At 66.2% G+C, this 11600-nt stretch carries 8 protein-coding genes; 4 read left to right on the forward strand and 4 right to left on the reverse strand.

From position 1 onward, the window contains the following. Window positions 1–110: 110 nt before the first annotated feature. Together ACIA03_RS26520 and ACIA03_RS26525 are read right to left on the reverse strand one after the other, a co-directional pair. On the reverse strand, window positions 111–659 hold the full coding sequence (locus ACIA03_RS26520; protein WP_396988177.1) for a hypothetical protein: 549 nt from the start codon (window positions 657–659) through the stop codon (window positions 111–113). Window positions 660–662: 3 nt separating this feature from the next. Then, window positions 663–2489 carry a galactose oxidase-like domain-containing protein gene (locus tag ACIA03_RS26525; RefSeq protein ID WP_396988179.1) on the reverse strand — a complete coding sequence of 609 codons (1827 nt, stop codon included), beginning with the start codon at window positions 2487–2489 and terminating at the stop codon, window positions 663–665. A gap of 428 nt (window positions 2490–2917) precedes the next feature. Between ACIA03_RS26525 and ACIA03_RS26530 the strand changes: the two genes are divergently transcribed. Continuing rightward, on the forward strand, window positions 2918–3958 hold the full coding sequence (locus tag ACIA03_RS26530) for an LLM class F420-dependent oxidoreductase (RefSeq protein WP_396988181.1): 1041 nt from the start codon (window positions 2918–2920) through the stop codon (window positions 3956–3958). Window positions 3959–4037: 79 nt separating this feature from the next. Here the strand turns inward: ACIA03_RS26530 and ACIA03_RS26535 are convergent, their stop codons facing one another. Next, window positions 4038–5573 (reverse strand): MFS transporter, encoded by a 1536-nt coding sequence (locus tag ACIA03_RS26535; protein WP_396988183.1) that lies wholly within the window; start codon window positions 5571–5573, stop codon window positions 4038–4040. Between the two features lie 56 nt (window positions 5574–5629). Between ACIA03_RS26535 and ACIA03_RS26540 the strand changes: the two genes are divergently transcribed. Then, entirely contained in the window at window positions 5630–6160 is a 531-nt protein-coding gene (locus ACIA03_RS26540) for a winged helix-turn-helix transcriptional regulator (protein WP_396988185.1), read from the forward strand. Window positions 6161–6199: 39 nt separating this feature from the next. Here ACIA03_RS26540 and ACIA03_RS26545 read toward each other — a convergent pair whose 3' ends face one another. Further along, a complete protein-coding gene (locus ACIA03_RS26545) occupies window positions 6200–9244 on the reverse strand; it encodes a cytochrome P450 (RefSeq protein ID WP_396988187.1) in 3045 nt (1014 codons plus the stop codon). Window positions 9245–9412: 168 nt separating this feature from the next. Between ACIA03_RS26545 and ACIA03_RS26550 the strand changes: the two genes are divergently transcribed. Beyond that, complete coding sequence (locus tag ACIA03_RS26550; RefSeq protein WP_396988189.1) at window positions 9413–10948, forward strand: long-chain-fatty-acid--CoA ligase; 1536 nt, start codon at window positions 9413–9415, stop codon at window positions 10946–10948. A gap of 72 nt (window positions 10949–11020) precedes the next feature. Continuing rightward, window positions 11021–11600 (forward strand): TetR/AcrR family transcriptional regulator (locus ACIA03_RS26555; RefSeq protein ID WP_396988191.1); only part of this gene is annotated, 580 nt, incomplete at its 3' end.

Raw genomic sequence — 11600 nt, forward strand, 5'->3', positions numbered from 1 at the left:
AGAGCCTCCTCGATCTCTTGACCGTACAAGCGGTCAGGTCCTTGTGTAGACTAGGAGATGTGTCCGCATCATGCAAGCGATCCACGCGCCCACCTGGACACGCAGTCGCGTCACCGGAACGAACGCAAAAGCGTCACGCCGCCGTCGGCTGAGATCAGCAACGCGACGACCAAGCCCAGCGCCCCGCCGCCGATACCGATGAGCACGTGCGCGGGAATGCCGCCGCCATACGGACCACTCGGGACCCACGCCACGACCCCGCGGATATCACCCGATGCCCCGTCGTAGGTCACCGGGATGCTCCAGTGCCGAACGACCGCGAGGTGGTTGTGAGCGGGCATCTCGGTAGGCATGCGCACACGCGGGTCCAGCCAGCTGCCGCTGGCCACGGTGTGGGCCGCACCGATCCGCGCCAGATCCGCGCCGTCCTCGCCATCGACGACGAGCAGGTGCCCGGCGCTGACCTTGACGAAGAATCCCGCCACGCGGCCCTGAAGCGGGTGTACCGCAACTCCGGGCGGAGCCTGTTGGATCACTGCCCGATAGGCACCCTCGACCGCCTCGGCATCCCCGCCGTGGGCCGCAGCGACGGGGACGTTGGAATTGACCATCGCGACAGCTACTGCGGCCGCCGCGATGGCCAAGCCTGCGCGACGCACTGCTCAGCTCCTGCTGACCATGACCTGCTTGGACACCGACGGGATCTCGCCGCGCTCGGAGTCACGGTTTGCGAAGACCATGTACGGGCCGGGCGGCAGCACCTTGTTGTCCGGGACTGCCAGCGTCAGGGTGTTGCCCGATCGCTCGACGACCGCCATCTCGACGGTGCGCTGGTCGGGATCGACGAGGTGGGTCATCGACGGGTTGCGGACCAGCCGCACGCTGCTGATGTAGGTCGGACTGTCCACGACGATCTTCATCGTGCCGCCGTTGACCGCCTTGGCCGGCGCCGTGGTGATCCTCGGCCGCTCGCCCCAGTGCAGATACGGCGGCGAGAAGATCTGAAAGCTCGGATCGGTGGTGTTCCGGCTGGTGCCCACCGTGTCGTGCAGGATGTTGTTCTGCGGTCCGAACATCAACGGGAAGGGCGCGTGCCCGCCGAGCATGACCCGGCCGTCCGGCAGCAGGGTCGCGGTCGTGTGGTACGTCCGGCCCTGCGTCTGAGCCGCGGTCTTGGTCCACTTGCCGGTCTCCGGATCGAAGATCTCGGTGTCGCGGATCGGGAAGCCGCTGCCAGGAGCGACATCCTCGTCGACGTTGGCGCCGTTGGCGACGAACACCTTGCCATCGGGCAGCACCACGGCGTTGGCATACCAGCGCGGGTGGTGCATCGGCTCGACCGACCTGCTGGTGAACTTGTCGCCGTTCGCGGTGTCGATGGTGTTGAGCGTCGCACTGTTCGAGCCGAGGTATGTGCCCGGAGTCATTCCGAGGACACCGCCGCCGGACAGAACGTCGGCCGAGCCGTACGTGCCATCCCGGTCGGGCTTCAACGTCAACATGACCGAGAAGCCGGAGCCACGGAAGCCGGCAGGAACACCGTTGATCGTGGGGACGCCGAGGTTCTTCCACGACTGCTTGGCCGGATCGTAGACGCTGGTCATGTTCCACATGGCCTCGTCATAGGCCTCACCCATCGGGTTGAATGCCTGCCCCGCCGCGTCGTAGTACACCTTGCCGTCGGGCAGCATGTGGATCCGCGGATACAGCGGCAGCGACTTGTCGGCGCTGGAGGGGTTCTTCGTCCACTTGCCAGTGGCCGGGTCGTAGGTCTCGGTCTGCCGTACGTTGGTCAGCCAGTCGGTGACAGGGCTGTCCGGGTAGATCGGCTTGACCAGCTTGCGCACACCGCTGACCGTCAGCACCTTGCCGCTCGACAGACTCACGGTCGACGGATACCACCGGCCGTAGCTCATGTCGGCGGCGGGCTCGAACGTGTTGGTCTTCGGGTCGAAGATGCGGGTGTTCTTGATCCCCGTCGGCTCGAGCACGCCGTAGTCGGTACCCGGAATGCTGGGTTCGGAGTAGTAGGCGGTGCCCCCGTTGATCAGCAGCCGCCCGTCGGGAAGGAAGACGTGCGCCGCGCAGAACAGGTTGCCGTCGTTGCTCTTGTTGTCGTTGTCATGCGGGATGAGCGGCAGGTACTCGGCGTTCTCGTCATATCCGCCCGGGTTGCCGTTGGTGTCCCCGGGCGTCGGCACCGACCAGGACGGGTCCGCGCCGGACACGTCCATCACCCGGGCCTGGTCGCCCATCGCCTTCTCACCGAACTCCAGAACCACGTTGAGCCCGATGTGGTTCATCCCCTCGATGCCGTCCCAGTACAGGATCTTCCCGGTCGGCAGAACCGCAACACTCACCGCGGTCGGCTTGCACCGCTCACCCGAGTCATCCTGAACATCGACACACTCGTGGCCCGACGGGTCAGCGAACACCACACCGAAGGCGCCGATGTCTTCCGGATATGACGTGTCCGCGAATGCAGGCACGACCATCAAGGGACTCACAGCAACGAGAGTGACCGCAGCAATGACAGGTGAGCGTCGCATAAGGGCCTCGCTTCGACTGGTTCGGCGCCGGCGCCACCCGAAGGTGACCGTACGAGCGGTCACCATAATCAAGGATTCGAGCACGGCGCAAGAGACGGCTCGGCGAGCCGCTCGAGCCGGCATCACAGACCGACCGGCCCGATGACCTCGTCGCCAACGCCATAGACCGCGCAGACGGAGGCCTTGTGTGACACCCACTACACCCCTAAACTGACCGCACGTACGGCCGGTTGTCACAATGGACGCTGACCTGCCTGCCATGAGGGCCTGCGGTCCGCCAGCGGGACAGGGACGGCCCGGCCGGCTCCAGCCACGTGTCGACGTTGCCGAACAATCAGCGCGACCATCTCACCCGGAGGATCCAACTCATGACCCATGATCTGAAACTCGGGCTTGCGCTCGGGTACTGGGGCAGTGGCCAGCCCAGCGGACACGCCGAGGCCGTCGCCCTGGCCGAGGATCTCCACTTCGACTCCATCTGGACAGCCGAGGCCTATGGCTCAGATGCGCTGACACCCCTGGCCTGGCTGGGATCGCAGACATCGTCGGTGCGACTGGGCACCGCGATCGTCCAGATGTCGGCACGCACGCCCGCGGCGACCGCGATGGCCGCAATGACGATGGACCATCTGAGTGGAGGTCGGTTCGTTCTCGGCATCGGCGCATCCGGACCCCAGGTGGTCGAGGGATGGTACGGCCAGCCGTACCCCAAGCCGTTGGCGCGGACACGGGAGTACGTCGCCATCCTGCGGCAGGCGTTCCAGCGCGAGAAACTCGCTTTCGAAGGTGAGCACTACCAGCTCCCGATCCACGGCGGGGCGGGCCTGGGCAAGTCCTTGCGATCGACCTTGCACCCCGTACGTCCGGACATTCCGATTCTGCTTGCCGCCGAGGGCCCCAAGAACGTCGCCCTCGCCGCTGAGATCGCTGACGGCTGGATCCCGCTGTTCTACTCACCCTTCGACGACGCGCACTACCGTGCGGCACTGGCCGAGGGGTGGTCACGACCGGGAGCTCGCACCACCGCGGAGTCTTTTGAGATCTCCTGCATCGTCAAGGTCGAGGTGGACGACGACATCGAGGCGGCCGCCGACCGGGTAAGACCCTTCCTCGCGCTCTACATCGGCGGCATGGGCGCCAAGGGCGCGAACTTCCACTACGAAGTCTTTGCACGCATGGGCTACGAGCAGGAGTGCGCCAAGATCCAGGATCTGTACCTCGACGGCCACAAGGACGAGGCCATCGCGAGCGTCCCTCTCTCACTCGTCGAGAAGGTGGCACTCGTCGGCCCCAGGGCAAAGATCTCCGACGACCTGGCAGCCTGGCGCGAGTCTCTGCTGACAACCATGCTCATCAACGACGATCCATCGACGATGCGAATGATGGCTGAGCTCCTCGGCGATAGCTGAGCGACTCAAGTTCCCCCGACTACCGAGTCTGTGCACAGCGAGAGCGCCCCAAAGCTTGGCCGCGGGCCTGGTGAGCTGGTCAACGCTGGCGAACGAAGACGGCCGTCGGGATCGCCACGACAAGCAGCGTGATTCCACCTACAGCGAAGCCCAGATGCAGCGCACTGGTGAATGCCTCCGGGACGGCCTGATCCAGGAGGGGCCGGAGCGAGACCGTCACTTCGGGACGGATGCCTCGGACAGCCGCGGCGACGGCGCCGTCGGCGACGTCCGGGCTGACGCCGGCCTCGGCGAGGTCCCTAGTCAGGTGTCGAGGGAACTGAGTCGTGGCGATGGTGCCGAGGATGCTGGCCCCGAGCATCGACCCGAACTGTCGAAATGTGTTGACCGCGGCAGAGGCCATGCCGGCCTGCAGGGAGGAGACGCTGTTGACCGCTGCCGCTGTCGACGGTCCGATGAGCAGGGCGGATCCGATCCCCATGGCAAGCAGGGCGGGCCACATCGCGCCGTACCCGTCTACGATCCCGACGCGCAGCAGTGCGAGCGCCCCCACCCCCATGAGCAACAGCCCCACCGTGAGAGTCGCGGCGAATCCAAGAGCACCCACCACACGGGCGGCGACCGCGCTCACCACGACGTAGCTCAACATCCACGGCAGCATGTGGACACCGGTGCTCCAAGCATCCAGGTGAGCGACCCGCTGCAGGTAGAGGATCGCCAACAGCGAGACGCCGACGAATCCGAACATCGCCGCAGCAGCAACGAGCTGGATGACGGTGAAGGAGGCACTGCGGAACAACCGGAGATCCAGCATCGGATCCCGGTGTCGCAGTTCGACCACGACGAATGCAGGCAGGCTGACCGCCACGATCAGGTACGCAGCGATGCTGGACACGCTCGCATTGCCTCGTGAGCCGCCCTCGATGATGGCGAACGCAAGCGCCGCGATGGTGACCGAGCCGAGCACCACGCCGATCGGGTCCAGCCGACGACTCGGGTGCCTGCCTTCGGTGATGAAGGCCGGGACGAGCGCCGCCCCGACCAGGGCGAGGAACACGTTGCTCAGATATGCGACGTGCCAGGAGAAGTTGTCCAACAATGCCCCGGAAACCAACGGACCGACAGTGAGCCCGATGCCGGCCGTGCTCGCCCACACGCCGATGGCCCGGACCCTCTCGTGCTGGTCAGGAAAGGTGTTGCTCACGATCGACAGCCCCGTCGGCATGGCGGCAGCCGCCCCGACGCCCATCACCGCCTGACCTGTGATCAAGGCACCGGCGCTGGTTGCGAGGAATGCAACCAGACTCCCCACGCCGACAAGGACGACGCCGGCGAAGTAGGTGCGCCGACGCCCGTACAGCTCCCCGAACGTCCCTGCCGACATGAGCAGGCTCACCATCGCCAGCGGGAACGCGCTCGACACCCAGATCAACGTCGGCCCCGAGAGGTGCAGATCCCGCTGGATGAAGGTGAGGGCCGAGAGCGTCGACGAGACATTGACGAACGACATCATCACACCGACGCAGACCACCATCACCGCAAGCCACCGGCGGCGCGAGCCAGGCCCGACCGGAAGAGGGTCCTCGACGTCGGCCACCTGACTGTCAAAAGCCATAGGCAGGAGCGTAACGTCTGACTTTGGTCATGCCAAGCCAGAGATACAATGCCTCCATGGTCAACCGAACCGACACCCCCGCCGCAGCGTCCGTAGCCGTCATGGAACGGCAAGGTGGGTTTGCCGACCGCGACGCCTGGACGGTCACAGGGACGTGCCGCATGGAGCGCGCGCTCGCACTGATCGGGACGCGGTCGGCCATGGTGCTGCTCCGGGAGGTCTTCTTCGGTGCCACCCGGTTCGAGGACCTGGTCAATCGCTCGGGCCTCAGCGAGGCAGTCGCCGCGGGACGACTCAAGGAGCTCGTCGGACACGGCGTGCTCACCCGTCGCCCGTACCAGGAGCCGGGTTCACGGACACGTCAGGAGTACGTCCTGACCGACCTCGGCGGACGCCTGTTCCCGGTCCTGGTCTCGTTGATGGAGTGGGGCGAGCTCCTCGAGGACGACCACGACACCGGCGTCGAGCTCATCCACAAGCAGTGCGGCTCCACCATCGACACCGAGATCAGGTGCGGCAACGACCACCCGGTCGCACTCGGCGACACCGCAGTCCGGATGAGGACCGAGACACCCCGGACGCAGTGAGCGGCCAGGGATGTCGCGAGGCGCCGGGCAGTGGTCAGCTCACCCGCTGGCCCACACGTCGACGAGCCACCGCCGATCGTCAGCCAGCTCCTTCATCCACACCTCGGCGTCCTCCGCATTCTCCCCACGCAGCTCGGAGCGCAGATCGATGAGCGTCGAACGTACTCCGTCGGCCACGGCTGCCGCCCCGCAGACGTAGATCGCCGCATTTTGATCGAGCAGGTCGAGCACGTGTGCACCCATCTCGCGCAACCGGTCCTGGACGTAGACGCGGGGCAGGCCCGGCACACGCGAGTATGCGCAGGCGAGCTGGACACCCGCCTCCGAGGCAAGCTGTTCGAGCTCGCCCTGGTAGAGCTCGTCGGACTGCGGGTGGCGGCAGCCGAACAGCAGCACACCCGGCCCGAACTCCGCGCCGGCTCGTCTGGCCTCGGCACGGTCCTGGAGGAAGCCACGAAATGGTGCGAGCCCGGTGCCCGAAGCGATCATGATCACCGGGACCGCCGGATCCTCGGGCAACCTGAACGAGCTGGACGTGTCCCGTACGAAGGCATGCACCACCCGACCGACCTCCTGGTCGAACAGGTAGTTCGAACAGGTGCCGTGGAACGTACCGTTCCCCGATCGCGCGTCGTCGATGAGTGCACCCACTGTGATCGAACACGAGTCAGGGTGCATCCGGGACGAGGACGAGATCGAGTAGTAGCGCGGCGACAGAGGGCTCAACAGCTCCAGGAACACCTCGAACGGCAGCCGACACGTCGGATGCATCTCGAGGAGGTCAAGCACGGAAAGTCGACGGGCAAGGACCTCGGCACGGTACGTGTCCGCGTCCAGGAGGCCTTCGAGGCGTGCTCGACTCCAGGGATACTCCGTGTGCTCCAGGAGACGTTCGATGTCACGGCGCCCAGCGACCCCCTGCAGCTCGACGTAGTCGCTGATCAGGTGCCGTACGGTCACCCGCTCCCCCACCGGGAGGAACGAGCTCACGCCTTCGTCCGCGTCCAGCCGAACCCAGGCATCCGGCGCCAGGGCGAACCGCTCGACGACGCGCGCGACGAGAGCGTCGCTGTTGTGCGGGATGACGCCGAGATGGTCCCCGGCCTGATACGTGACCCCTTGGGGCAGCGCGAGCTCGATGTGGCGGACCGGCCGGACCTCCACCGGACCGTTCGGCCTCGACAGATCGCGGGTCTCGATGATGCGCATCGGCCGGGCGTCGAGGGACTGGACGAACGGGCTGGGCCGGTCGCTGGGCAGGAACTCGAGGCGGAGGCGCGGCCTGCCCGATCCCCCAACAGCTCCCAGGTCGACGCCCAAGGCTTCGGCCAGGTCGGGCCACAGGGCGGCATCCCAGGCCTGGAGGTCGCCGTCGAAGTCCGCAGCGACGTCGCCTTCACCACGGGAATGCAGTCGAGTGGCACCCAGCTCGTCGAGACGATTGTCGATGAATCGCGGGAAGTCCTGGAACGTCGGCACCCACTCGTGGTTGCCACATCCGAAGACACTGAACTTCACGCCCGCGAGGTCAGGTGATCCGTTGGTGATCCAGTCCGCGAACCTGACGGCGTTGTCAGGCGGCGTGCCGTTGTAGGTGGCCGTGGTGATGAGGACGACTCCCTCGGTGGGCAGGTTCTCCACCGCCTCGTCGAGCGGAGCTACGCGGACGTCGAAGCCGCGGACGCGCCCGGCATCGGCAAGGTCGTCGGCGACCTCCTCCGCCGTACCGAAGTTGGAGCCGAACAGGACCAGCATCGGCGTGCCATGAACCGGCGTCGCGGACTCGGCGACCGGCGCGTCGGTCTCTGCGGGCCCGTTTGACAGGTCCGCGCCCGCGACGACCAGTGGCCCCCGCTTGCCCGCCGGAGTGAAGCTCACCGGCAGGTGCTTGATGCCGTTCATGAAGCTGGACTGCATGTGGCTCGCCTCGCCACTGACCTCGATGTCCGGGAGCCGGGTGAAGAGCTCGGTGAGCAGGGTCTGCACCTGCATACGCGCCAGGTTGGCGCCCAGACAGTAGTGCGTGCCGTCCCCGAACGAGATGTGCGGGTTGGGGTCGCGAGTGATGTCGAACCTGTCCGGATTCTCGAAGACGCTCTCATCACGATTCGCAGACGCGTAGTTGATGATGACGCGCTCGTCCTCGGCGATCAACTGACCGGCGAGCTCCAGGTCCCGTGTCGCGGTGCGCCGGAACTGGATCACCGAGGGGCTGAAGCGCAGGACCTCTTCGACGGCCCCAGGAAGAAGCGAGAGATCGCTGCGCAGCAGAGCGAGCTGGTCCGGATGCTCCGACAGCGTCAGCATCGTGTTGGCAAGCAGGTTGCGCGTGGTGTCATTGCCGGCGATGACCAGCAGCTGGAAGAACCGATCGAGATCATCGTCGGAGAGGTACTCACCATCCACCTCGGCGTTGACGACCGTGCTCCACAAGTCGCCCCTCGGCTCCTTGCGGCGCTCCTCGGTGGCAGCACGGCAGTAGGCGAACATCTCGGTGAAGGCCGAGAGATAACCCTTCGGGTCGCCACCGTACTCGGGGTCGTCGATACCGACGAGGCGATTGGTCCAGCTGTACAGCAACTTGCGGTCCTCGGGCGGCACACCGAGGACGTCGGCGAGCACGAGGAGCGGCATCTCGGCAGCGACGTTCGCGAGGAAGTCCGTCTCACCGGTCTCAGAGATGGCATCGACGACCTCACGAGCATGCCGCTTGATCGCATCGAAGAGCTGGTTCCGGATCGCCATAGGCGTGAACGCCCGGTTCACGATCTTGCGCAACGAGCTGTGCTCGGGCGGGTCCATGTTGAGCATCATCCGGCGCAGGACCGCGACATCGGTCGGCCGTTGCTCGCGCAGGAAGCTGGTGCCCCTCCACGAGGAGAAGTCCTCGGGATGACGGGACACGTGACTCACCTCGGCATGCCTGAGCACGAGCCAGTAGCCCTGACCACCCGCGAAGACATCGGTAGCGGGCTCGTCGATCCGCACGACGGCGTGCTCACGCCGCAGGTCACGAAGGAGCTCGTGAGGGATGCCGTCGGCGTACATCGAGGGCGTGAGGATATCGCGCAGTTCAGTGGTCACGGCAGTGATCCTCCGGTGGTAGATCTGGGGCCTCGAGCCACGGCTGGCGTGGGCCCCACTGGCAAAGATCCACAATAATGACCGTACGGACGGTCAGTCAACCTTGTGTCGCCGGTCACAGAGGGCTTATGCTGTCGCCATCAGTTGACCGCACGTACAGTCAGGAGCATGAGCATGGCCGTCACCCCCAATGGGATCTTCGAGATAGTGGAGCGCCAAGTCAGCCAAAAACCGGACGCCGCCGCACTCGTCTTCGGCGACCAGACCTGGACCTGGACCGAGCTCCACGACCGCATCCTGCGACTGGCAGGATCCCTCCGTGCCGCAGGAATCACCGAAGGCGACCGGATCGCCACCCTCGACAAGAACCACCCCGCCTGCCTCGAGACGACCTTCGCCGCCTCGCTTCTCGGAGCCGCCCACGCGGTCATCAACTTCCGCCTCTCGCGTGAGGAGCTTGCCTACGTCATCGCCGACTCGGCAGCCGAGATCCTCATCGTGGGCGCAGAGTTCGTCGAGGCCATCGCTGACATCCGTGCCGAACTGCCAAAGCTCAAGAGGATCGTGGTCCTGGGCGGAGACAAGGACGAGTACGAAGGTCTCGTCGCAAGCGGCACGCCGCTCACCGACCGCCACGACGCCAAGGCGACTGACTGCTTCCTCCAGCTGTACACCTCAGGCACGACAGGCTGGCCGAAGGGCGCCATGCTCTCCCAGGGCGGTCTCGCTGCACACAGCGAGGGGCTGCTGCCTGCGTACCGGATGGACGAGTCGACGGTGAACCTGGTCGCGATGCCGCTCTTCCACGTCGGAGGCACCAGCTGGGCGATCGGCGGCATGTACGCCGGCGGGCTGACGATCGTCGCCCGCGAGGCCGTCCCCGCGGACCTCCTGGCGACCATCAGGGACCACCAGGTGACGCACGCCTTCTTCGTGCCCGCTCTCATCCAGATGCTGTTGGCGCAGGACGACATCGTCGAGGCCACGAAGAGCCTCCAGGTGATCGGCTACGGGGGCTCCCCTATGCCGGCGCCCCTCATGGACAAGACCCTCGCGACTCTCAGCACTCCCCTGTACTCCGTCTACGGCATGACGGAGATGTCCGGCGTCTTCTGCGTCCTCGGTCCCGACGACCACCGCAACCCAGAGCGTCCCCAGCTGCGTGCTTCTGCCGGACGTCCACTTCCGGGCAGCGAGGTGCGCGTCGTCAATCCCAGCAGCGGCAAGGACTCGGCGCCAGGAGAGGTCGGCGAGTTCTGGGTCAAGTCGCCCCAGATGATGATCGGCTACTGGAACAAGCCCGAGGCGACGGCCGAGACCATCGTGGACGGCTGGCTGCGGACCGGAGACGCCGGCCGAATCGACGAGGATGGATACCTCTACGTCGAGGACCGGGTCAAGGAGATGGTCATCACGGGCGGCGAGAACGTCTACCCCGCAGAGGTCGAGCGCGTGCTGATTCAGCACCCTGCAGTGGCTGAAGTTGCGGTCATCGGCCTGCCCGACGAGAAGTGGGGCGAGACCGTGCACGCAGTCGTGACCCCCGAGAGCGGCTCGAAGGCAGATGCCGCCGAGCTGATCGCGTACGCGCGCCAGCGGCTGGCCCACTACAAGTGTCCGACCGGCGTGACCTTCGTCGACATTCTGCCCCGCAACGCCACAGGGAAGATTCTCAAACGTAATCTCAAAGCAAAGTTCGAGTGACCGCATGTGCGGTCAGGTTCGTTAAACTCTTCACCAAACGAGATCGACGATAACTCGCGGAAAGAAGGACCCATGGCTGCCGGTGCTGGACGGTACAACGAAATCCTCGACACGTTCACACGGCACATCGCCGAGATCGGTTACGACGGCGTCAACTTCGGCCTCGTCGCCAAAGAGCTCGGCGTGTCCAAGGGCACGATCGTGCACCACTTCGGCACGAAGGACAGGATCTTGGCCGCGCTGCACGAGTCCTACATGACACGCCGCCTGGCCGAGATCGACTACATGCTCGACCACCTCGACAGTCCCGCCGAGCAGCTTGCGGCAGCTCTTCACGCGTTCATGCTCTACCACGTCGAGGATCGTGCAGCGACCGTGGCGTTCCAGCGTGAAGTCGTCCGGCTGGCCGACCAGGAGTCGATGGCCAAGGGTGCAGATCTGCGACAGCAGTACTTCACCCGTATTCGCGATGTCATCCAGGCGGGGGGGGGGGGGGGGGGGGGGGGGGGGGGGGGGGGGGGGGGGCGCGCGGGGGCGGCGGGGGGGGCGGGGGGGGGGGGGCCCCCGCGGGCCGCCGGGCGGCTGGGTGCCGCGGGGGCGGGGGGGTTGGTGCCGGGGGGGCCCCCGACGCCGAGGCCGACGGGTGGGTATG

The sequence above is a fragment of the Nocardioides sp. NPDC051685 genome, from assembly GCF_044453405.1.
Classification (GTDB): Bacteria; Actinomycetota; Actinomycetes; order Propionibacteriales; family Nocardioidaceae; genus Nocardioides.

What these genes read in the sequence shown, in the direction of transcription:
- ACIA03_RS26550 (WP_396988189.1), top strand. Translation starts at nt 9,413, where the DNA reads ATGAGCATGGCCGTCACCCCCAATGGGATCTTCGAGATAGTGGAGCGC.
- ACIA03_RS26535 (WP_396988183.1), bottom strand. Translation starts at nt 5,573, where the DNA reads ATGGCTTTTGACAGTCAGGTGGCCGACGTCGAGGACCCTCTTCCGGTC.
- ACIA03_RS26530 (WP_396988181.1), top strand. Translation starts at nt 2,918, where the DNA reads ATGACCCATGATCTGAAACTCGGGCTTGCGCTCGGGTACTGGGGCAGT.
- ACIA03_RS26540 (WP_396988185.1), top strand. Translation starts at nt 5,630, where the DNA reads ATGGTCAACCGAACCGACACCCCCGCCGCAGCGTCCGTAGCCGTCATG.